21 protein-coding genes and 1 tRNA gene are annotated in these 20,654 nt (G+C 72.5%); 9 read left to right on the top strand and 13 right to left on the bottom strand.

What is annotated here, in order from left to right; genetic code table 11:
• Nucleotides 1-9: 9 nt before the first annotated feature.
• The 3 genes from ABZX11_RS21390 to rdgB are packed head-to-tail and all read left to right on the top strand — an operon-like array spanning nt 10 to nt 2,176.
• Nucleotides 10-777, top strand: a complete 768-nt coding sequence (locus ABZX11_RS21390; protein ID WP_176175266.1) for an MBL fold metallo-hydrolase — start codon at nt 10-12, stop codon at nt 775-777.
• 23 nt (nt 778-800) lie between these two features.
• Nucleotides 801-1,577: a ribonuclease PH gene (gene rph, locus ABZX11_RS21385; protein ID WP_176175267.1), complete on the top strand. Its 777-nt coding sequence runs from the start codon at nt 801-803 to the stop codon at nt 1,575-1,577.
• Nucleotides 1,574-2,176, top strand: coding sequence for an RdgB/HAM1 family non-canonical purine NTP pyrophosphatase (rdgB, locus tag ABZX11_RS21380; protein ID WP_176175268.1), 603 nt, complete (start codon nt 1,574-1,576; stop codon nt 2,174-2,176). Before rph ends, rdgB begins: the two co-directional genes overlap by 4 nt.
• A gap of 222 nt (nt 2,177-2,398) precedes the next feature.
• Here the strand turns inward: rdgB and bcp are convergent, their stop codons facing one another.
• The 4 genes from bcp to ABZX11_RS21360 form a co-directional block, all read right to left on the bottom strand.
• Nucleotides 2,399-2,872 (bottom strand): thioredoxin-dependent thiol peroxidase, encoded by a 474-nt coding sequence (bcp, locus tag ABZX11_RS21375; RefSeq protein WP_354915403.1) that lies wholly within the window; start codon nt 2,870-2,872, stop codon nt 2,399-2,401.
• A gap of 15 nt (nt 2,873-2,887) precedes the next feature.
• A complete protein-coding gene (locus ABZX11_RS21370) occupies nt 2,888-3,433 on the bottom strand; it encodes a hypothetical protein (protein ID WP_176175271.1) in 546 nt (181 codons plus the stop codon).
• A gap of 190 nt (nt 3,434-3,623) precedes the next feature.
• On the bottom strand, nt 3,624-3,806 hold the full coding sequence (locus ABZX11_RS21365) for a hypothetical protein (protein ID WP_176175272.1): 183 nt from the start codon (nt 3,804-3,806) through the stop codon (nt 3,624-3,626).
• 130 nt (nt 3,807-3,936) lie between these two features.
• Complete coding sequence (locus tag ABZX11_RS21360) at nt 3,937-4,824, bottom strand: hypothetical protein (protein WP_354915399.1); 888 nt, start codon at nt 4,822-4,824, stop codon at nt 3,937-3,939.
• A gap of 248 nt (nt 4,825-5,072) precedes the next feature.
• Here ABZX11_RS21360 and ABZX11_RS21355 point away from each other — a divergent pair, with 248 nt between their 5' ends.
• Entirely contained in the window at nt 5,073-5,309 is a 237-nt protein-coding gene (locus tag ABZX11_RS21355; protein WP_354915396.1) for a hypothetical protein, read from the top strand.
• Here the strand turns inward: ABZX11_RS21355 and ABZX11_RS21350 are convergent.
• A complete protein-coding gene (locus ABZX11_RS21350; protein WP_354915393.1) occupies nt 5,303-6,259 on the bottom strand; it encodes a saccharopine dehydrogenase NADP-binding domain-containing protein in 957 nt (318 codons plus the stop codon). The two genes, ABZX11_RS21355 and ABZX11_RS21350, sit on opposite strands and share 7 nt — an antisense overlap.
• Nucleotides 6,260-6,329: 70 nt before the next feature.
• Between ABZX11_RS21350 and ABZX11_RS21345 the strand changes: the two genes are divergently transcribed.
• Complete coding sequence (locus tag ABZX11_RS21345; RefSeq protein ID WP_354915390.1) at nt 6,330-7,247, top strand: helix-turn-helix domain-containing protein; 918 nt, start codon at nt 6,330-6,332, stop codon at nt 7,245-7,247.
• Between the two features lie 181 nt (nt 7,248-7,428).
• On the opposite strand, the gene ABZX11_RS21340 is transcribed toward ABZX11_RS21345, so the two are convergent.
• Nucleotides 7,429-7,502: transfer RNA gene (locus ABZX11_RS21340), tRNA-Leu, on the bottom strand.
• Nucleotides 7,503-7,602: 100 nt separating this feature from the next.
• Between ABZX11_RS21340 and ABZX11_RS21335 the strand changes: the two genes are divergently transcribed.
• On the top strand, nt 7,603-7,824 hold the full coding sequence (locus tag ABZX11_RS21335; RefSeq protein ID WP_004559246.1) for a DUF3618 domain-containing protein: 222 nt from the start codon (nt 7,603-7,605) through the stop codon (nt 7,822-7,824).
• 3 nt (nt 7,825-7,827) lie between these two features.
• Here the strand turns inward: ABZX11_RS21335 and ABZX11_RS21330 are convergent, their stop codons facing one another.
• Both ABZX11_RS21330 and ABZX11_RS21325 read right to left on the bottom strand, forming a co-directional pair.
• Nucleotides 7,828-8,247 carry a hypothetical protein gene (locus ABZX11_RS21330; RefSeq protein WP_176178195.1) on the bottom strand — a complete coding sequence of 140 codons (420 nt, stop codon included), beginning with the start codon at nt 8,245-8,247 and terminating at the stop codon, nt 7,828-7,830.
• A 204-nt stretch (nt 8,248-8,451) separates the two neighbouring features.
• Complete coding sequence (locus ABZX11_RS21325) at nt 8,452-9,009, bottom strand: helix-turn-helix domain-containing protein (protein WP_354915794.1); 558 nt, start codon at nt 9,007-9,009, stop codon at nt 8,452-8,454.
• 113 nt (nt 9,010-9,122) lie between these two features.
• Here ABZX11_RS21325 and ABZX11_RS21320 point away from each other — a divergent pair, with 113 nt between their 5' ends.
• Complete coding sequence (locus ABZX11_RS21320) at nt 9,123-10,580, top strand: NAD(P)/FAD-dependent oxidoreductase (protein WP_354915387.1); 1,458 nt, start codon at nt 9,123-9,125, stop codon at nt 10,578-10,580.
• Between the two features lie 50 nt (nt 10,581-10,630).
• Here the strand turns inward: ABZX11_RS21320 and ABZX11_RS21315 are convergent, their stop codons facing one another.
• From ABZX11_RS21315 to ABZX11_RS21305, 3 genes are all read right to left on the bottom strand, one after another.
• Entirely contained in the window at nt 10,631-11,101 is a 471-nt protein-coding gene (locus ABZX11_RS21315; protein WP_176178197.1) for a helix-turn-helix domain-containing protein, read from the bottom strand.
• Between the two features lie 180 nt (nt 11,102-11,281).
• Nucleotides 11,282-12,955, bottom strand: a complete 1,674-nt coding sequence (locus tag ABZX11_RS21310; protein ID WP_354915384.1) for an LCP family protein — start codon at nt 12,953-12,955, stop codon at nt 11,282-11,284.
• Nucleotides 12,956-13,100: 145 nt separating this feature from the next.
• Nucleotides 13,101-15,254, bottom strand: a complete 2,154-nt coding sequence (locus tag ABZX11_RS21305; RefSeq protein ID WP_354915381.1) for a phospholipase A2 — start codon at nt 15,252-15,254, stop codon at nt 13,101-13,103.
• 142 nt (nt 15,255-15,396) lie between these two features.
• Between ABZX11_RS21305 and ABZX11_RS21300 the strand changes: the two genes are divergently transcribed.
• Entirely contained in the window at nt 15,397-16,404 is a 1,008-nt protein-coding gene (locus tag ABZX11_RS21300; RefSeq protein ID WP_354915378.1) for a hypothetical protein, read from the top strand.
• On the opposite strand, the gene ABZX11_RS21295 is transcribed toward ABZX11_RS21300, so the two are convergent.
• Both ABZX11_RS21295 and ABZX11_RS21290 read right to left on the bottom strand, forming a co-directional pair.
• On the bottom strand, nt 16,382-17,797 hold the full coding sequence (locus tag ABZX11_RS21295; protein ID WP_354915375.1) for a GGDEF domain-containing protein: 1,416 nt from the start codon (nt 17,795-17,797) through the stop codon (nt 16,382-16,384). The two genes, ABZX11_RS21300 and ABZX11_RS21295, sit on opposite strands and share 23 nt — an antisense overlap.
• Before the next feature lie 284 nt (nt 17,798-18,081).
• Nucleotides 18,082-19,296 (bottom strand): MFS transporter, encoded by a 1,215-nt coding sequence (locus ABZX11_RS21290; protein ID WP_354915372.1) that lies wholly within the window; start codon nt 19,294-19,296, stop codon nt 18,082-18,084.
• A 337-nt stretch (nt 19,297-19,633) separates the two neighbouring features.
• Here ABZX11_RS21290 and ABZX11_RS21285 point away from each other — a divergent pair, with 337 nt between their 5' ends.
• Nucleotides 19,634-20,533: an SDR family oxidoreductase gene (locus ABZX11_RS21285; RefSeq protein WP_176175282.1), complete on the top strand. Its 900-nt coding sequence runs from the start codon at nt 19,634-19,636 to the stop codon at nt 20,531-20,533.
• Nucleotides 20,534-20,654 lie beyond the last annotated feature (121 nt).

Raw genomic sequence — 20,654 nt, 5'->3', positions numbered from 1 at the left:
GGTGTCGTCGTGCGACTGACCATCCTCGGGTGCTCCGGCAGCATCCCCGGGCCGAACACCGCCGCGTCCGGTTACCTCATCGAGGCGGAGGGCTTCCTGCTCGGCCTCGAACTCGGCAACGGCACCCTCGCGCAGCTGCAGGCCGTGGCCGACCCGTTCGACCTGGACGCGCTCGTGCTCACGCACCTGCACCCCGACCACTGCGCCGACGTCAGCGCACTCACCGTCCTGCGGCGCTACCACCCGGCGCCGCCGTACCCGGCGCGCCCGCGGCTGCTGCCGCTGTACGCCCCGCCGGACGCGCCGGGCCGGCTGGCCAACGCGTACGCGCCCAACGAGACCGAGCGGGCGGTCACGGACCTGTCCGACGTCTACGACTTCCGCCCGCTGCGGCCGGAGCCGTTCCGGCTCGGGCCGTTCGAGGTCCTCGCGGTCGAGGTCGACCACCCGACCCCGGCGTACGGGCTGCGGATCTCCTACGGGGGCCGGATCTTCGCGTTCACCGGCGATACCGGGCCGTGCCGGGCGCTGAACGAGCTCGCCGATGGCGTCGACCTGCTGCTCGCCGAGGCGTCCTGGACGGACTCGGCGGAGCGGCCGGCCGGCGTCCACCTGTCCGGCAAGCAGGCGGGTGAGCTGGCGCGCGACGCCGGTGTCGGGCGGTTGCTGCTGACGCACATCGCGCCGTGGACGGACGCCGGAGCGGTGCTGGCCGAGGCGTCGGCGGCGTTCCCGGGTGCGGAGGTCGTCAAGCAGGGTGCCGTCTACGACGTCTGAGCGGGCGGTCATAGAGTGCACCTGTGGCTCGTAAAGATGGCAGGAACGACGACCAGCTCCGCGACATCAAGATCACCCGGGGATTCCAGCAGTGGCCGGCGGGGTCGGTGCTGATCGAATTCGGCAACACGCGCGTGCTGTGCGCGGCGAGCGTCACCGAAGGCGTGCCGCGCTGGCGGGCCGGCTCCGGCCTCGGCTGGGTGACGGCGGAGTACGCGATGCTGCCGTCCGCGACCAACACGCGCAGTGACCGCGAGTCGGTGAAGGGCCGGATCGGCGGCCGCACGCACGAGATCTCCCGGCTGATCGGCCGGTCCCTGCGGGCCTGCATCGACCTGGCGGCGCTGGGCGAGAACACGATCGTCATCGACTGCGACGTCATCCAGGCCGACGGCGGCACCCGCACGGCCGCGGTGACGGGCGGTTACGTGGCACTGGCGGACGCGATCACCTGGCTGGGCGCCGCGAACCGGTTGAACGACCCGCAGCCGCTGTCGTCCTCGGTGGCGGCGGTGAGCGTGGGTGTGGTCGACGGCCGCGTCCGGCTGGACCTGCCGTACGAGGAGGACTCGCGAGCCGAGGTCGACATGAACGTGGTGGCCACGGACGCCGGCACGCTGATCGAGGTCCAGGGCACCGGCGAGGGCGCGACGTTCGCGAGGTCCACTTTGGACACGATGCTGGACGTGGCGCTGGCGGGCTGCGCGGAACTGACCCGGCTGCAGAACGAGGCACTGGCGCTGCCGTACCCGGGCGAGCTGCCGGAGCCGCGTCCGGACAAGAAGAAGGGCTCGAAGTGACGAAGCTGCTCCTGGCGACGCGCAACGCGAAGAAGCTCGGCGAACTGCGCCGGATCGTTGCGGCGGAAGGGCTTTCCGGGCTCGAGATCCTCGGTCTTGCCGACGTGCCTCCGTTCCCGGAGGCGCCCGAGACGGCGCCGGACTTCGAGGGCAACGCGGTCGCGAAGGCTCGCGACGCCGTTGCCGCGACGGGATTGCCTTCCATCGCGGATGACTCGGGGATCGCTGTCGACGCGCTGAACGGGATGCCGGGGGTGCTGTCGGCCCGGTGGTCCGGGCGGCACGGGGACGACGAGGCGAACCTGGATCTGGTGCTGGGGCAGCTGTCGGACGTGCCGGACGAGCGGCGCGGGGCGCAGTTCGTGTGTGTGGCGGCGCTGGTGTTGCCATCGGGCGAGGAGACGGTGGTCCGCGGCGAGTGGCGGGGGACGCTGGTTCGGTCGCGGCGCGGGACGAATGGGTTCGGGTACGACCCGATCTTCCAGCCGGATGGGGAGTCGCGGACGTCGGCGGAGATGTCGCCGGGGGAGAAGGACGCGGTTTCCCACCGGGGGCTGGCTTTGCGGGCTTTGGTGCCTGCGTTGCGGGAGCTGGGTTAGCGGAGTTCGACGCCGGGGCCGAGCCTGGCGAGGACGTCGGCGAGCGCGCGGGGCTGGAACGACGGCAGGCGGCGGCCGCCTGGGCGTCAGCAGCCGCTCGCCGGCGAGGCTGCCGCGGATCTTCCTCGCCAGTTGCTCCGGATCCGCGTCCTCCCGCCCTCCGACCGCCGGATGATTCCGGCGGTCGGAGGGCGGGACAAGCCTGCGATCGGGTGGCGCGGGTCAGGAAGCCAGGCCGAGGTCCCGGATCAGCTTCGCCACGTGGCCGCTCGCGCGGACGTTGTAGAAGGCGTGCGCGATCTTGCCCTCCGGGTCGACGACGAACGTCGAACGGATCACGCCCATGTAGGTCTTCCCGTAGTTCTTCTTCTCGCCGTACGCGCCCCAGGCCTCGATGACCGTCTTCTCCGGGTCGCCGAGCACCGGGAACGTCAGGCCTTCGTTCGAGACGAACTTCGCCAGCTTCGCCTGCTTGTCCGGCGAGATGCCGACGACCTGGTAGCCGGCGTCGTTGAGCTCGGCGAGGTTGTCGCGGAAGTCGCAGGCCTGCTTGGTGCAGCCCGGGGTGCTCGCCGCCGGGTAGAAGTACACCACCACCGACTGGCCGCGGAAGTCGCGCAGGGACACGTCCTTGCCCTCGCTGTCGGGCAGGGTGAAGTCCGGGGCTTCGTCACCCGGGGAAAGGCGCTCGGTCATGCCCCGAGCCTAACGTCAGGCCGGACCGCAGTAGGTGACCGCGGCGGCTTCCGTCGCGCTCGGCCGGATCTGCAGCCGCAGCTGCGTCTGCTCGCGCGGGACCGCGAAGGCGAGCGTGATGTGCACCGAACGGCCCGGCAGCACGTCCTTGCCCGCGTCGGTGATGCCGGTGAAGCCCTGGGTGGTGTCCACGACCTGCTTGACCGCGGCGCCGGCCGCGGTGGCGGTGACGTTGAGCCCCGAGAGCTTGTACGTCGTCGAGCCGTCGTTGGTCAGCTGGACGTCGAAGGCCGCGCCGCGCGGGCTCTGCGGGTACGCCGACGTGCTGGGGCGGAACGACTGCGGGGAGCCGACGGAGATGGTGAGACCGCTGGCGAACCGGTGGTCGGCGCCGAACTTGAGGTCGTTGGCCGCCGGTGCGGCGGAGGCGCCGGCGCCCGCGGGGGAGCCGGCCGCGCCGAGGGCGGCGGTGCCCTCGCGTGCCGAAGGGACCCCGCACGCCACCGCCAGGCCGAGCAGTCCTGCGGTGAACATGATCTTGCGGGTGCGCGCGAGCGCCATTGCGGGTACTCCAGTCGGCGGGTCGGGTGCCGTCGGCAACGGGGGATTGCCGCGGGAACCCGCTCCACTCTGGCCGTGATCGCGCGCGGTTACGAGGCGCCACCGGGGGTTGTCGCGCACCTGGTGCCACCCCGTGGCCAATCCGTGACCGGAACGGCACGGCTGGTGACAATCTCTGGCAACATGCCACTTAAACGGCGAGCGCGAACAGCAGGATGAAGATCGCGACGCCGGCCACCCACGCCGTCATCAACCAGCCGAAATCCCGCACCGGGTCGACCGCCCGGCTTTCTTCGCCGGGCACGTACACGCCGCGCTCCTCGAACCAGTCAGCCCAGCGGGCGATCCAGCGCAACGGGTTGCGCGACGCCATGCTTCACCTCCGGGGACCGGGTTGCTCCCGTCACAGTACGCGTTCGGTCACGCACGCCGGAAGGTGCGGGCGGCCGTCCACTCCCGACTGGCCACGGCCGGGTGAACTTCGGTGCCACTCGTGTAGAAGTTCAGACCAGGCCGTGACGGCGTAGGATCGTCACCGCACGGACCGTCGCGTACCCGCGCCATTCGAGTGCCGCGGCGGGCGAGAAGCTCGCGAAGTCGACCCGCCAGCCGCCATCGTCCCGTTGGGCGGCCGCGAGCCGCCGCAGTTCCGCGTCAATGACGTCGGCGGCGAACAACGCGCGCGCCGGGCGGTCCGGCAGCGGCGCGAAGTCCAGGGCGCGGAGGGTTTCGCCCTCCGACCCGCCGGCCACCGGGGCCAGCCCGTCGGCCGGGACGAACGCGGCGAGGTGGTCCAGCAGCGCGGGTGCCTCCTCGTGGAGCTCGTGGGCCGCGTCCACGAACTGCACCGCGAAGGACAACGCGATCGCGTGCGGCGGCTCGGAAAGCTCGCGGATGGCGCGGAAGCAGTACCGCGTGGCCGCGGCGAGCCACGGGTGTTCGCGGACGGCCCGGTCGTGCCGGGCGACGCGCAGGGCCACGCCGGCGGTGAACGCGGTGCTCTGCAGGGTGGCCACCGCCGGATCGGCCTCGGCCCAGAAGGGCGCGCACCCGGCGGGATCCGCCACCGGCAGGGCGAACGGGAGGCCACCGTCCGGACGGGACGCCGTCGCCAGCCAGTCGCAGAGCGCCACGGCGTGCGGTGTCGTCCGCGGGGCGATCTCCTCGAGCACCTCGAAGGCGTGGAGGGCACCGCCGGGCTGGCTTTCCGGGGCCCGCAGGTCCGGCTCGAGGCCCCAGCCGTAGCCGCCGTCGGGGTTGCGGTAGCCGTCCACGGCGGCCAGCACGGCGTCGGTGCTCGTGGCGCCGTCCAGCAGTTCGAAGCGGCGGCGGTCGAGGAGGCGGGCGCGCGTGGCCATGAAGGACGCGGCCGCGGGGAGGTTCACGGGCATGCCGCCAGCCTCGCACCCGGCGGGACCGGCCGTCTTGAACGGATCGGACCTCAGGGCAGCTGCGGCCCGGCCGAGGCGGCGTCGCGCAACTGCGCCGCGTCCTGCCTGGCGCTGGTGCCGTGGAGCCCGCTGAAGAACGGCTTCCTGTCCGGCAAGTACCGCCGTGACGCCGCGACGCCGGATTCCGCCCGCGCGGCCTACGTCGGCGGTGGCGCTGGCGTGGCTGCGGGGCCCGGCCCGGCACGGTGGTGCCGATCATCGGCGCGCGGCGGCTGGAGCACCTGACCGGCAACCTCGCCGGGCTGGACGTGACGCTGACGCCGCCGCAGCCGGCCGCTTTGGACGGGGTTTCCGCGCCGGAACTGGACTATCCGGCCCCGATGCACGGCGCCCAGCGGGCGATGCTGCAGTTCGCGGGCGCGACGGTCGACGGCGAACCGTCCACTGTGTACCCGCCGTTGCTGCAGAGCGACGTCCGCTACTGACTGCTCAGGCGGGCGACCGTGATGTGCGGCGCCAGCGCGTGCAGGAAGTCGGCCGCGTCGAACATCTCGCCCGCCGTCGCGACGGCCTTCACCTTCGTCCGCCCGGTCAGGATCCGGTCCACCGCCTCGACCGCCAGCGGTGCGCTCACCGCGTAGATGTCCTCGCCGCTCGCCACGATCCGGCGTTCGCCGTCGCCGGTCCGCACCACGACGTCCACCACGAACGTCTCGGCCGCGTCGCGCTCACCGGCCGCCGCGAGGCCCTGCGCCGCGTCCACCGTCATGTAGCTCGTGACATCGCGGACCTTCAGGTGCCGCGGGATGGTGACGATGTCGGCCATCGAGAACTCGCCGAGGACGGGCCGCGTGCCGAGCGGCTCGGGGAACGCCCATTCGCGCTCGGGCAGGGCGTCGTCGCGGTGCTCCAGCCGGCCGCCCGCGTACCGGATTCGCTGGCCGCCACGGCGTTCGCGGGACACTTTGCCCGCGGCGAGGGTGCCCGCCGTCGGGCGCCAGCCGCTGAGGCCGTAGGCGACGTGCACCTCGTCGGCCGTCGTCTCGTCGCCCAGCGCCGCCGTGGCCAGCAGGTCGGCCAGCCCGCCGAAGAACGCCATCGCGGGCACCACCGCGGTGTCGGCGGTCAGCGCGAGGGTGTCGAGGTTCGCCTCGATCTCGGCGGCGACGTCGACGTACGGGACGCCGGCCCGGATGGCCGCCCGCGCGACCGGGAGGGCCGTTTCGGCGAACGGACCTGCGCAGTTGATCACCGCGTCGACGCCGTCGAGCGCGCGGTCGAGGGCCGCCGGGTCGTCGACCGAGGCGGGCCGCCCGCCCGGCAGCTTCGCCGCGTTCCGTCCGGAAAGGACCGCGTCGAACCCGCGTTTCTGCAGCTCAGCGACCACGAAGCGGCCGGTGTGCCCGTAAGCGCCGTAAACCAGTACCGAAGTCATGGGGCAATCCTGGCGACGGCCGGGCGTCGTCACCAGTGTCCGGAACGACGTGCTACGTACACTTTCGGACATGCACGCTGTCGCCCTCGCCGCCACCGACGGGATGCTGTCGTTCGAGCTGACGATCGCTACCGAGGTGTTCGGCGACGACCCCCGGTACGGCTTCGCGGTCTGCGGTTCGGCGCCGGTGCGGGTGGGCCGGTTCCTGCTGGAGCCGGACCACGGCCTCGGCGGGCTGGCGCACGCGGACACGGTGATCGTCCCCGGCTGGGCCGACGTCGACACCGCCCCGCCTGCCGACCTGGTCGCCGCGGTCCGGGCGGCCCACGCCCGCGGCGCGCGGGTGGCCTCGCTGTGCACGGGCGCGTTCGTGCTGGCGGCGGCGGGGCTGCTGGACGGCCTGCGGGCGACGACGCACTGGGCGCACACGGACGTCCTGGCCGCCCGCTACCCGGAAGTGACGGTGGACCCGGACGTGCTCTACGTCGACAACGGCCGGGTCCTCACCTCGGCGGGCAAGGCGGCGGCGATGGACCTGTGCCTGCACCTGGTCCGCGCCGACCATGGCCCGGCGGCGGCCAACGCGATCGCCCGCCGCCTGGTGGTGCCCCCGCACCGGGCGGGCGGCCAGGCCCAGTTCGTCACGGCGCCGGTACCGGCCCGCGACGACCACCCGCTGGCCGCGCTGCTCCCGTGGATCACGGCTCGCCTCGACCGGGCGTTGACGGTGGAGGACCTGGCCCGCCAGGCGAACATGAGCTCCCGCCACTTGGGCCGCCACTTCCGCTCCGCGACGGGCACGACCCCGTTGCAGTGGCTGCTGAACCAGCGCATCCGGCGCGCGCAGGAGCTGCTGGAGAACACGGACGCGAGCGTCGACGCGGTCGCGGAGGCGGTGGGGATGGGCACGGCGGCGACGCTGCGGCGGCACTTCAACCGGACGGTCGGGGTACCGCCGGACGCCTACCGGCGGACGTTCCGCAGCTGAGGGGCACTGGGGGAAGCCGGGCCACGGCGGGGCGAAGGTGAGGGTCGCCGCCAAGCCGGACCACGGCGGGGGTCCGGGGGCGGAGCCCGCCGGGCGGGGTCTGGGGGTTGCACCCCCAGAAGACACGACGAGGGGGACGGGGCGAGCGCTCTCCGCGAGCAGACCTCGCCCAACCCCCGAGTGGGCCCGGAGAGACTCGAACTCTCACTGGCATGGACCTAAACCATGTGCCTCTGCCAATTGGGCTACGGGCCCCAGCAACTGGAAGCGTAGCGGTGCGGCGTGGCCCGTGCGGCGGCGGCGGGGCGGTCGACTAAGTTGAGGCTCTGGAAGTCCCATGCGGCGAGGAGGACACGTGGCCCGCGATCCCGAGACGATCGAGCGTGAGATCGAGCAGGCTAGGACCGCCCTGGCGGCGACGCTCGACCAGCTGACCGTCAAGGCCGACCCGAAGAAGCTCGCCGACGCGGCCAAGGACGGCGTGCGCGCCAAGCTGGACAACCCCAAGGTCAAGTTCCCGCTGATCGGTGCGGGCGTCCTCGTGCTGGTCCTGCTGGTGCGCAAGCTGCTCAAGTAGCGCTCAGGCCTGCTTGGCCGGCGCCTTGCTCTCCGCGGCGGGCGCCGGCGAAGCCGGGCTCTTGCGGTCTTCGACCGCCTTCGGGAGCTGCTTGCTCGGCGGGAGCTGGGGCTTCTTGTCCGCCGCCGACGGTGTCTGCTGCTTCGGCACGCTGCCCGGCGGCGGGACCTCGAGCGGCGGCAGCTTCGGCAGCGTCAGCCGGGCCGTCATGTACGCGCTGGTGAAGTCCAGCGCACTGCCGTTGAGCAGGTGCACCACCGTCGTCTTGGTGTCGCCGGCGAGCTCTTCGACCAGCTGGTCGGCCCGGTCGCGCGCGGCGATGATGCCGGGCTCGCGAGCGGTCAGCTCCTTGCCGAGGCCGCTGACCTTGATGGCCCAGTCGGCGTCTTCCTGGACGTACGTCGCCGTGATCGTTTCCACCATCTGCCTCACGCCCCTCTCCCTCACCAGCATCCTTACACAACCGTGACGCGGTCACTGCGCTTTCGTGACGCGGCTCCCGTGCCCCTCCTCCGGTCGCGAAGGTCCAGCACACTTTCTACCGTGTCAGCTGAACAGTAGAGCAACTCTGTGTCACAGACCACGGTTGCGCAGAGTGATGACTCCATGGCCCAATGCACGCGCAAGCTAACGTGCACGGCCCTGCAGGCCGCTCCACAGCACGTCCATGGCGTATCCGGTCGCCAGTTCGGGGCTCACCTCGTCGTGCCGCTCGCACCAGATCGCGAGCCGCTCGCACGCTCCGACCACGAATTCCGCGGCCGCTTCGGCCCGCAGTTCGTCCCCGTTGTCGAAGTAACCGCTCATCAGTGCGGCGATCAGGTCGGTCTGCTGGCGGCGGGTCTCCTCGACCTCGTCCGCGGCCGGCGTGCCGATCAGCGCCATCTCGTGCCGCAGCAGCGACCACGCCTGGCGGCGCTCCCGGATGAAGACGAAGAAGGCCAGCAGGCCGCGCCGCAGCGCGTCCTCGGCGTCCACCGCACCGACCGTCGCCTGCTCGGTGGCCTCGCGCAGCACCGCCCGTGACTCCCGGATGCAGGCCAGCAGCAGGCCTTCCTTCGAGTTGAAGTACTCGTAGAGCATCGGCTTCGAGACGCCGACCAGCTCGGCGATCTCGTCCATCGACGCCGCCGCGTAGCCGCGAGCCGAAAAGACCTGCTCGGCGACCTCGATCATCTGCCGCATCCGGTCGGCCCGTGGCATGCGCTTGCGCTTGGCGGTGGTCACGGGTCACACTCTACCGCTGGTAACCTACTCCCAGTAAGATGGACGACGAGTAACAGGAACCCGGAGGCGTCATGGGCAACCGCACGGAGACCGGGGTCGTCATCGTCGGGACCGGCTTCTCCGGTCTCGGCATGGCGATCCAGCTGCGCAAGGAGGGCCGCGAGGACTTCGTCATCCTGGAAAAGGCGCACGACGTCGGCGGCACCTGGCGCGACAACAGCTACCCGGGCTGCGCCTGCGACATCCCGTCGCACATGTACTCGTTCTCCTTCGAGCAGAACCCGGGCTGGTCGCGGGCCTACTCGCCGCAGCCGGAGATCTGGCGGTACATGCGCGAGGTCGCCGACAAGCACGACCTGCGCCGGTTCATCCGGTTCGGGCAGGAGATGACCGGTGCCCGCTGGGACGCGGAGGAGAACCGGTGGCACGTGGCCACGAGGGGCGGCGACGAGTTCACCGGGACCGCGCTGGTCGCCGGGGTGGGCGCCCTCCACCTGCCGATGATCCCCGAGCTGCCGGGCATCGAGAAGTTCGAGGGCCCCGCCTTCCACTCCGCGCGGTGGCGGCACGACGTCGACCTGAAGGGCAAGAAGGTCGCCGTCGTCGGCACCGGCGCCAGCGCGGTCCAGTTCGTGCCGAAGATCGCGCCCGAGGTGGCGGAGCTGACGCTGTTCCAGCGGACGCCGCCGTGGATCATGCCGAAGGCCGACCACGAGATGGCCGGCCGGACGCGCGCGCTGTTCAAGGCGTTCCCGCCGGCCCAGCGCGCCTACCGCACCCTGCTCTACTGGCTGCTCGAAGCGCGGGCGATCGGCTTCAACGGCCAGCCGTGGGTGATGAAGCTCGGCCAGCGGATCGCCAAGCGGCACATCGACCGGGCGATCGAGGACCCGCAGCTGCGGCGCAAGGTCACCCCGGACTACACCATGGGCTGCAAGCGCGTGCTCATCTCCAACGACTACTACCCGGCGCTGGCGCGCGACAACGTCGACGTCGTGACCGACGGCGTGCGCGAGGTCCGCGAACGCAGCGTCGTCGACGCCGCCGGGGTCGAGCACGAGGCCGACGTCATCGTCTACGGCACCGGCTTCCACGTCACCGACGCCTTCGACGACCTGGAGATCGTCGGCCGGGACGGGCGCAACCTCGGCAAGGAGTGGGCGACCGAGGGGATGCGGACGCACCTGGGCATCACCGTCGCCGGGTTCCCGAACCTGTTCTTCCTGCTCGGCCCCAACACCGGCCTCGGGCACAACTCGGTCGTGTTCATGATCGAGGCGCAGATCTCCTACGTCGCCGAAGCGCTGCGGCTGGCGCGCGGCCGGGCGCTCGAACCGAAGCCCGAGGTGCAGGAGCGGTTCAACACGCGGATCCAGCGCAAGCTCGCGAAGGGCATCTGGACCCGCGGGGGCTGCAAGAGCTGGTACCTGGACGCGAAGGGCGTCAACCGGACGATCTGGCCCGGCTTCACCTGGCGCTACTGGCTGGACACCCGGAAGGTGCGGCGCGAGGACTTCCTGATCGGCTGACCCGGCCCGGGCCCGCACCGGGGGAGGTGGTGCGGGCCCCGGCCGGGGGATCAGCGGGAGGTGTAGCGGCGGAGACGGGCGATCAGCTCCACGGTCGGCAGGCTGCACAGCTCGGCCATGCGCTCGAGCGCGGGCAGGTCGAGGGCGATCTCGCCGCCACCCTGCTCGCCGGCCTGCCGCAGCCGGTCCTCGGCCCACCGGCGCAGCGGCAGCAGGTCGGCCGGGGCGTCGGCGACGACCTTGCGCAGGTCGACGCGGACCCGCCCGGGCTCGTCGAGGAACACCCGCCGGTGCACCTTGGCCAGCAGGTCCTGGGGCAGTTCGTCCATCGCGACGCACAGCTCGACCAGGCGCACGACGGAGCACTGTCTGGTGCCCAGCTCGTAGGTGGCCAGCGTCTGCAGCGAGATCTCGCTCTGCAAGTGCTGGTTCAGCTCCTTGCGCGTCCACCCTCGGCTGCGCCGGAGCTTGCGGAGCTCGTCTCCGAGGATCCGCTGGTACTCCTCAGCGTCGATCAGCACATCAATGTCCCCTGCCGTGCGCTCCCACGGCACCTGCATGGGCGTGATGATTCCCGTGCAGGTGCACCCTCACGTGTATGTAAGTGCGCCGGAGCCCGGCCCTTACGCGATTTCGCGCATGTCTTTGATACCGATTGCGCGAGTTAGGCCGAACGGGTGAACGGCGGCTCGCTCACCGGGTCAGTTCACGCAGGGAACGCCCTCGGCGGTGATCGGCTTCTCGTCGCTCGCGGCCGGCGGCGGCGCCGCTGCCTGCGACGTCGCGCTCGCGGCCCCCGCACCGGCGCCCGAGCTCGCGTCGGAGGCCGTGCCCTGGTAGTCCGCGCCGAGGAAGACCGTCACGTGGCCCGCGGCCACGCTCTTGTCCTCCTGGATCGTCGGCGAGCCGCCGAGCGCCTCGGCGACGGCCTGGCCCTTGTCCTTGCCGCCCTTCGGCACCCAGATCACCGTGGTCTTGCGCGCGGTCGCGTTGGACGTCTCGCCCGGGGTGAAGCCCTTGCCTTCGAGCGTCTTGGCGACGCCCGCGGCGAGGCCGGTGCGGCCGGAGGCGTTGCGGACGTCGACCGTGGTCGCCTTGTTGGCCGGGTCGGCCTGCTGGGCGGGCGGGGCCGACTCGCCCGGCTGCGGCCCGGCGAGCCCCTGCACGAACTGCTTCACCTCGGCGGGGTCGACCTGGATGGCGACGCCGTCCTCGGGCGTGCGGTACTCGACGTTCTTCACCGGGATGGTGCGGAACTCGAGCTGGCCGCCGGTCAGGCCCTTCATCTGCTGGGCGAACCCGAAGATGTCCCAGTTCTGGTTGAGCACGACCGATTTCTTGATCGCCTCGATCAGGTCGTTGAGCTTGGTCGGGTTGGTCAGCGTGCCCGCCGAGAGCACCTTGCGGGCCATGCCGGCCATGAACACCTGCTGGCGCACGACGCGGTCGAGGTCGCCGTTGGGCAGGCCGTGGCGCTGCCGGACGAACTCGAGGGCCTCGACCCCGGAGATCGTGTGCTGGCCCTTGGTGAAGTTCGCGCCGGAGTACTGGTCCTTGACGTTGTTGTTCAGGCAGACGTCGACGCCGCCGATGGCCTTGGTGATCTCGCTGAAGCCGAGCAGGTTGACCGCGGCGTAGTTGTCGATGGTCGACCCGGTGAGCTTCTCGATGGTCTCGATGAGCTCCTTCGCCCCGGCCTGGTTGGCCTTGACGTCGAGCTCCTTCGGGTCGGTGACGCCCTGCTTCTGCAGGTCCTTGCGCGCCTGCAGCATCGCGCGGGCGTACGCCGAGTTGATCTTGTGCTTGCCGTAGCCGGGGATGTCCACGTAGGAGTCGCGCGGCAGGGACATCGCGACGGCCTTGCTGCCGTCGTTCGGGATGTGCACGAAGATCAGCGAGTCGGTGTTGAGCTCGCCGTCGGCGTCGCCGGCGCGCAGCTCGTCGAGCACCTCGCGCGGCAGCGGGTTGCCCTGGGCGTCGGTCCGGCTGTCGAGGCCGACCAGGAGGATGTCGCGGGCGCCGTCGGCCGGCTTCTCGCCACCGCCGCCGTCGCTGAGCACGTTCGTGTAGTTCAGCCCGTTGACCAGGCCCTGCATGGCCGCCCACGCGTACCCGGTCAGGCCCATCACCAGCAGCGAGACGACGGTCAGCGCGATCTTCGCGCCGCGGAAGGAGTTGCGGCGGGCCCGCGGGGCCGGGCGCGGCTGCGGACGGCGGGCCGCCGGCGGGGCCGCGCGGCGGGCGTCGACCGGCTCGCGGCGGGGTGCGGGGCGGCGCGGCGGGCTGTCGCGCCGGGCGTCGTCCCGGCCTGGCTCGTCCTGCCAGGGCCGGGCGGGGCGGCGGCCGCCTTGCCCGTTCCGAGGCGGGTGGTCCACGCGGGCGACTCCTCACTCCATCGATCGGGTGGTGCTACTGGTTGGGACGCATGGTGCCTGCCCCGGGTTGCCGTAGCGTTACACATCCCCCTGCCGATGTGTCATGCACCACCCATTTTCCCGCAGGTCCGACGGTTTCGCCTGGTCAGGACGGCAAGTTCGCCGTCCGCCGGACCGGGAGCAAGGTACCCGCGGCGGCCAGCAGGGCAAACGCGGCGGTGACGGCGTGGAGCGTGACGCCGAGGAAGCCGGGCGTGCTGCCGTCGGCGGCGAACAGCAGCGACGGCGCGCAGGCGAGCGCCGTGGCCAGCCACGTGCCGGTGGCCGCGCCTGCCCCGATCCGGATCGTGTGCAGCAGGAAGACCCCGAGCAGCAGGTGCACCAGGCTCTGGATCGGGTCGAGCCGCAGGCCGAGCAGGTCGGCGTCGGCGGCGACCCCGCCGAAGCGGGTCAGCGCGAAGCCGAACACGCCCAGCGTCGCGTAGCCGATCCCGAGCCCGGCCGCGGCCCGGGTGAGCACCGTCGTCCGGCGGCCGGGGTCGTCGGCGGCCCGCGGCTGCCGGACACCGTGGGTGTGCCGTTCGAACCACCAGAAGACCAGCGTCGCGGGCACGGCCAGCAGCCCGACCGCGACCAGCGTGCGCGGGCGGACCAGCCAGCTGAGCCCGTCGGCGATCCGGCCGGGCAGGTAGACGACGGCGACCAGCAGCAGCATCGCGGCGAGGAAGGCCAGGTAGAGGCTCATCGGCGCGCGCAGCACGAACCGGCAGGCGCGGGTGACGCCCGGCCGGTCGCCGAGCCGGGCGAGCGGCCGGGCCAGCAGCCCGAGCACGCCCAGCTGGACCAGGCCGAGCAGCAGCACGCCCCACGGCGGGGCGGAGAACGCGCCGGGCGCGCCCGGGCTGCCGAGCAGGACGGGTGGCCCGTCCCGCAGGACGCTCACCCCGGCGAGGCCCGCGAGCCCGGCCGCGGCGGCCGCGGCGAGTAGCCGCCGGGACGGGCGGACGCCGTCGGCGTGCGCGAAGGCGAGCTGCTGGGCGAGCAGGGCGATGGCGAACGTCGCCGCGTAGCGCGGCAAGGGCGAACCGGACCAGCTCGCGGCCAGCTCGCCGGCCCCGACCACGGCGAGCAGGCCGACGGCCGCGCTCACCGGCGCCCGGCGGTGCAGGGCCAGCAGCGGCGGCGTGCCGACGATGGTGAGCAGGTAGACGCCGAGCAGCCAGAGCGGGTGCAGCGCGATCCGCATCACCGTCGCCGTCGTCCCCGCCGGGCTGCCGAGCAGCTCCAGGGCGAGCGGGGTCAGCAGGGCGACGACGGCGAAGATCAGCGCGGGCCGCAGCAGCGGGCTCGCGCGTTCGGCGAGGAAGTGGCGGTAGCCGCCGCCGGTCTCCTGTTCGGCACGCCAGCCTGCTGCGTTGGCGTGCCCACCGGCGAAGTAGATCAGCGGGGCGAGCTGGGCCAGCCAGGTCAGCGGCCACAGCGCGGGCTCGGGCGCGCCCGCCCAGTGCGCGAGGGCCGTCACCGATTCGCCGAGCAGCAGCAGGACGACCCCGCCTGCCCCGAGCAGCGCCCACCGGCCGACGGCCGCGGGATCGGCGGCAGGCACCGGCGCCCGCGGCTCGCGGCGGGCCCGCAGCCAGCCGCGCAGCCGGAAGACCAGCAGGCAGCCGATGACCAGGACGCCGGCCACCATCGGGCCGATCGGGTCGCCGACCGGCGGGCCCCAGCGCTGGTGCCACGAGTTGACGACCAGCCCGGCCGAGTAGAAGGAGGCGACGGCCCGGCAGGACAGCGCCGAGTTCATCGGGTTGAGGTCGCAGGTGTGGTGCATGTCGGAGGACAGCCGGTCGTCCAGCGCCTCGCGGACCTCGGGGCCGAGCGGGTGGCCCTTGCGGTCGGCGTACCGGAGCAGGTCGTAGCCGAGGTCGTGGGCCTTGCACGGCACGGCGTAGTCCCACTTCGTGTTGTCGTCGCCCCACGGCGTCGAGCAGCCGCCGTCGACGTGCACGGCGCGGACGGTGCCGTCGCGGGCCGGCAGCGCGCCCGGGGTGACGCCGCTGAGCGCGGTGAAGTCCTTCGGCAGCCGGGCGAGCGCGTCGGGGTGCGGGCCGGGGTGGACCAGCGCCTCGATGGCGTTCTGCGCGGCCAGCACGTCCCCGGTCGGCGGACCCTGGTCCGGCGGCGACGGCGGCCGCGAGGCGATCAGCCCGAACGCGAAGACCACCAGCAGGACCAGCAGCAGCCACCCCGACGTCGACCAGGGTCGGCGGGTGCGTGGCGGATCGGTCAGGGCCGGCATGGGTCCAAGGGTGCCAGCCCTGCCGTTAGGCCGACATGGGGATAACCGGAGGGCTGCCCGGACGGCTGCCCGTTCTTCCCTTCCGCGGCGCAGGTGCCCCGGCGAGACTGGCGGAAGGGGGCGCGGCGACCAGGAGGCAGCAGTGCGCTCGACCGAGCTCGCCGTGCCCGCGGAGAACACCGTGCACGCACTGCGCCGGCTCGCCCCCGGCGCCCGGCTGCGCACCCCGCGCACGCCGGACCTGCGCGTTCTCGCGGGGGCGCTGCGCGAATGCGCGCCACCGGAGCTGGCCGGGGTCCACCCCGGGCCGGTCACCCGGGTGGTGCTGGCCGCCCAGCTGCGGGCACTCGACCGGGCGATGACGGGGTTCTTCGGCACGGGCGATCCGGCGGCCGCGCGGCTGGTGCGGGCCGCACGATTCGGCCGGGTGCGTCCCCGGCGGCCGCTGCGCGACCGGCTGGACACCGAGCCCGGCCTGCGCATGGCGGCGCTGGCGTGGGCGGAGGTGCGGGGGCACCGGATCCTGGCGGGGGAGCTGCGCGGGGTGCGCGAGCTCCCGGACGAGGACGACGGCAGGCTGGCGGCGGAGCTGGCGGTGGCCGCGGTGCTGCCGGAGGTCGAGGCCGGGACGGGCGGGCGTGAGGTGCTGCTGCCCCGGCCGGAGGACGGCCGGTCCGGCTTGCCTCCGCGGCCCGGTGGCCCGGTGACCGGCGGCAATGGCCGGTTCGGCTTGCCGGCGGAGGCCGGCGCTCCCGCAGGCTCGCGGCCCGGACCGGGTGCCGGCAGCGCCTTCCTCCGCGTGCGTTCGGTCCGCGTCGGCGACCTCGGCTTCCAGGTCGACGTGCACGCCGATCCACCCGCCGAGCTCCTTCGCGACGGTGACGGCCTCACCCTCCGCGCCCTCTGGTGGAACGGCCTCGGCCGGATCGCCGACGATCTCGGCCACGAGTACCTCGTGCTCGCCAAGGACCCCGGCGGCACCGGGACCGTCCGGCACTGGTGCCACCCCCGGCTCGCGCCCGGTGCACGTGTCCTGCGGCTCGAATCCGCCGGCTACCGGGGCGAGCGGATGCGGCTGGAGCCCGCCGCCGCCGGGACCTGCGCCGAGGTGCTCGTCAAGCTCGAACTCACGGTCCGGCTGGGGGCGTGATCGGGTCCGGGGCGAAGCAGACCTGGTCACGGCCGCTCTCCTTCGCCAGGTAGACCGCCGCGTCGGCGGACTGCAGGAGGCGCTCGAGGGTGTCGCCGTGGCGGGGGTGGCGGGCCACGCCGATCGACGTCGTGCGGTCGGCGATCGTCGCCGGGTCGCCGCGCTTGTCCGTCGTCACCATGTGCAGCTTCGCGATCGCGATGCGGATGCGCTCCGCCGCGTCCCAGGTCGCCTCTTCGTCGATGTCCGGCAGCAGAACGAGGAATTCCTCACCGCCGAAACGGCCGACCAAGTCGCTCGGCCTGGTCACTTCGTCCAGCGTTTGCGCAACGGTGCGCAGCACGTCGTCGCCCGCCGGATGACCATAGGTGTCGTTAATCCACTTGAAGTGGTCCAGATCGACCATGAGCAACGCCAGTTGATCACCCGATCGGGCGGTCCGTTCGAGTGCCCGTTCCGCCGCCTCCGACCAGCCGCGCATGTTGAGAATGCCCGTTTTCGGGTCCGTCCGGACGTCGTTCTGGAGCTGGTCGAGTTCGGCGAGGCGATTGAAGACGACCGTGACCACGGCCATCACCGCCACCATCGGCGGGACGGCCGCGAGCAGGATCGCGGTCACCGCGCCGAGGCCGATGGTGATGGCCTCGAGCAGGTTGTCGGCAGGGCTGCCCAGCACGTTGCGAACCGTGCGCCCGGCAGGGGATCCCAGCAGCAGGACCCCGCCCACGTACGCGATCTGGATCGCTTCGTAGATGGCCCCGGTGACGACGATGGTGCCGAACTCGCGGAGGAAGTCGCCCCAGCCCGGCCGGCCGAGCAGGTGCGGCCCGAGTCCCGTGTAGGTGAGGTGCGCGAGCGCGGCGGCGAGGCCGTGCGTGATGGACGAAAAAATGAAGTTGTGGGCAGGCCGCCGGGCGATGAACCAGTGCTGCAACCGGATCACGGCGATGACGGAAAGGATGAGCGGAACCGGCAGTATCATCGCCGCGGAAAACGTCCACACGGCGGTGAGGTCGATCAGCACCGTTTTGGTCCGGTTGCGCCGCCGCTCTTCCTGGCGCTGGGTCAGTTGAATGTGGACGGTGGCACCCGCGGCCAGGATCGCGAAATTGATCCAGTCGTTTCCGGACGGAATCGGCGAGCGCGCGAACGAGACGGCGAGAATCGCGACCGCGACGGCTTCGGCCGTCAGCATGAACGCGACCTGCACCGGACGGCGGCGCCAGAGCGCCCAGTTGCCAGGCCAGTACGCGTGCCGGACCCGGGGACCACCGGTCGTGGTCGCGGGCGTACCTGCGGTTACGCCCGACGTGGCAGCGCTTTCGGCGTGCCCGGGAGCCGGGCCGCCCGGTTCGCCCGGTGCGACCGGGGTCCCGTCCGGTCCTGGATGCAATTGGTCACCTCCTTTCCAGCCTAGTCTCGCCCTTGAGTAATCTCATCGGTACCTGGCAGAGTGTTCACGCATTCCGTGGCCGGGTACCATCCCACAGCAACGGCTCGGCCAAGGCCCCGGAGTAACTGCCGGGAACGCGGCGCAAAAGGTTCTGCGAGACTCTCCCCGCATGGAGGTGGCCCCCATGAGCAACCGCGACTTCTGAACCACCCTCGAATTGTCGCCCGTGCCGTCCGCGAATGCCATTCATGATCTTGGCCGTACCCGGAGGTGGGACCCGGCGCTCATGACGGCCAGGGTTGCGGGTCCGTCCCGCCGACCCGGCGCCAGGCGAACGCCACCGGCACGGCCAGCAGCAGACCCACCGCGCCGGCGAGTGCGATGGTCGCGTGCGCGGACCCCAGCGCCTGCGCGGCCAGCCCGCCCAGGCCCACGCCGACGCCCTGCGCGACCCGCAGGCCGGTCCGGTAGAGGCCGCCCGCGCTGCCCCGGATGTCGTTCGGGACCCACGTGATGAACGTGGCCGACACCGTGATGACGTACGCGCCCGTCGCGCCGGCCAGCGCGAGCAGGATCAACGCGAACACCAGGTTCGGCCGCAGCGCGAACGCCGCCAGCGCGGCCAGCGGCAGCGCGGCCAGCACGCCGAGCAGCTTGCGGCGGTGCTCGGTGGTGACGAACCGCGACAGCAGGAACGTCCCGGCCACGAAACCCAGCGGATCGGCGGCCAGCAGCCAGCCGACGGCCACCTCGCCCGCGCCCAGCTGTGCGGCGAGCGGCGCGGCGAGGCCCTCCGGGATCACCGCCAGCCCGACGAGCCAGGACAGGTAGAGCAGCACCCGCAGCCGTTCGTCGCCGAAAACCTGCCGGACAGCGCCGAACCACGGGGCGCCGCCGTTGCCCGCGGCGGGACGGCGCAGCACCAGCAACCGCACGGCGACCGCGGCCACCAGGAACGTCAGCGCGTCGATCGCCAGCGCCCACGACGACCCGATGGTGGTCACCAGCAGCCCGCCCGCGGCCAGCCCGGCCAGCATCGCGGTGTTGTTCGTGATCCCCCGCAGGTCCTGGCTCTGCAGGTAGACGTCGTCGTCGGCGAAGACCTCGCGGCCGAGCGCGTTCTGCGCCGCGTTGCCCGGCGCGTTCGCCAGCCGGGCCAGGACGAACAGCGCGAACAGCCAGCCCAGCGGCATCCCCGGCAGCGCCATCAGTCCGATCAGCACGGCCTGCGCGAACGAGCTCGTGACCAGCACCGCGCGCCGGGGGAACCGGTCGGCGAGCTGGGCCAGCCCGAGCCCGCCGGCCAGCGCGGGCAGGAACGTCAGCGCGTAGACGACGGCCGACAGCAGCGGCGATCCGGTCCGCTCGAAGGTGAGGATGGCCAGCGCGACGATGGTCAGCTGGTCGCCCAGCATCGACTGCGTCTCGGCGAACCACAGCGCGCGGAACTCGCGATCGGCCAGCACGGCACGGAGCCGGGGTGTCGCGCGCGTCGTCACCTCGTCACCACCGTCCTCCGATCGAGTGAATGCGGACCGTCCGCATTGTGCCTCTCCGGTGATGACTCCATCCGGGTGAGTCACCGGTCTACCACCGGAAAGCACCCACAGTATGCCGCCGGTTACGCCGCGATGTCCCCGGAACGGCCGCCGGTCACCCCCTCGTGACCGGCCCGCGGGTACGTCCCGACTGATCGAACCGGACTCGCTCGGCGCAGGGCGGCGGCCGCTCGTCGTCGCGCCGATGCCGCGTTGGACCGAATGGGCCAAGACTGGACAGTGAGCCGGCCGGGGTGGACGGACCGCGCGCCGCCGGCGCTGCAGATCGGGGAGAGCGATGGACGGGTTGTTGCAGGGCAAGGCGGTCGTGGTCACCGGCGCCGGCCGCGGCCTGGGCGAGGCGTTCGCGGTGCACGTCGCGCGCGAGGGCGGGGCGGTGGTGGTCAACGACGTCGACGCCGAGCTGGCGGAGCGCACGGCGGAGAACATCCGCGCGCACGGCGGCCGCGCCGTGGCGAGCGGGCACAGCGTGGCCGAGGCGGGCGAGGCGCAGGAGATCGTCGACCTCTGCGTGAAGGAGTTCGGCGGGATCGACGGGCTGGTCAACAACGCGGGGCTGAACTACGAGGCACTGCCCTGGGAGGACGACGCCGAGCAGGCGCGCGAGCTGGTCGCGGTCAACGTCCTCGGCGTGGTCAACACCGGACTGGCCGCGATCAAGGCGATGGTCGACGCGGGCACCGGCGGCTCGATCGTCAACATCTCTTCGGGCGCCTCGCTCGGGCAGCGCAAGCTCGGCGTGTACGCGGCGAGCAAGGGCGCGGTGGCGTCCCTGACGTACTCCTGGGCACTGGACCTCGAGGACGTCGGGATCCGGGTCAACGCCGTCTGCCCGCTCGCGCACACCCGGATGGTGTGGAAGTCCGAGCGATCGCTGCGCGCCTGCCCACCGGACCGCACCCCGGCGCGGATCGCCCCGGTGGTGCTGTTCCTGCTCGGCGGGGGTTCGCACGGCATCACCGGCCAGATGATCCGGTGCAACGGCCCGCAGCTGCACGTCATGGGCCAGCCGTTCCTGAAGCAGCCGATCCTCGAGCGCCCGGTGTGGGACACGGAGACGGTGCAGAAGGCGTTCGACGAGGTGTTTTCCGCGCACTTGGAGAACTACGGCCTGGAGAAGCGCGTCCCGCCACGGCTGCGGAAGTGGACGGAGACGACCTCGCCCCGGACGGCCTGACCAGACCCGGTCGTGCGTGGTGAGGCGGGTTCTCGACCCGCCTCACGCTGGCTGCGGCCGTGATGCCGTCCGCTCTCGCGTCCGCCTCGCCCGCCCCGGCCGCCCAGCCTGCCACCGCCGC

Origin of the sequence: Amycolatopsis sp. NPDC004169, from assembly GCF_040610315.1 — a bacterium.
GTDB lineage: Bacteria > Actinomycetota > Actinomycetes > Mycobacteriales > Pseudonocardiaceae > Amycolatopsis.
This window is presented reverse-complemented; position numbering and strand designations above follow the sequence as displayed.

Bases quoted from the DNA above. Each gene is read 5' to 3' on its own strand.
- bcp (WP_354915403.1), bottom strand. From the start codon at position 2,872: ATGACCGAGCGCCTTTCCCCGGGTGACGAAGCCCCGGACTTCACCCTG.
- ABZX11_RS21370 (WP_176175271.1), bottom strand. From the start codon at position 3,433: ATGGCGCTCGCGCGCACCCGCAAGATCATGTTCACCGCAGGACTGCTC.
- ABZX11_RS21365 (WP_176175272.1), bottom strand. From the start codon at position 3,806: ATGGCGTCGCGCAACCCGTTGCGCTGGATCGCCCGCTGGGCTGACTGG.
- ABZX11_RS21360 (WP_354915399.1), bottom strand. From the start codon at position 4,824: ATGCCCGTGAACCTCCCCGCGGCCGCGTCCTTCATGGCCACGCGCGCC.
- ABZX11_RS21350 (WP_354915393.1), bottom strand. From the start codon at position 6,259: ATGACTTCGGTACTGGTTTACGGCGCTTACGGGCACACCGGCCGCTTC.
- ABZX11_RS21345 (WP_354915390.1), top strand. From the start codon at position 6,330: ATGCACGCTGTCGCCCTCGCCGCCACCGACGGGATGCTGTCGTTCGAG.
- ABZX11_RS21330 (WP_176178195.1), bottom strand. From the start codon at position 8,247: ATGGTGGAAACGATCACGGCGACGTACGTCCAGGAAGACGCCGACTGG.
- ABZX11_RS21325 (WP_354915794.1), bottom strand. From the start codon at position 9,009: ATGCGGCAGATGATCGAGGTCGCCGAGCAGGTCTTTTCGGCTCGCGGC.
- ABZX11_RS21320 (WP_354915387.1), top strand. From the start codon at position 9,123: ATGGGCAACCGCACGGAGACCGGGGTCGTCATCGTCGGGACCGGCTTC.
- ABZX11_RS21305 (WP_354915381.1), bottom strand. From the start codon at position 15,254: ATGCCGGCCCTGACCGATCCGCCACGCACCCGCCGACCCTGGTCGACG.
- ABZX11_RS21285 (WP_176175282.1), top strand. From the start codon at position 19,634: ATGGACGGGTTGTTGCAGGGCAAGGCGGTCGTGGTCACCGGCGCCGGC.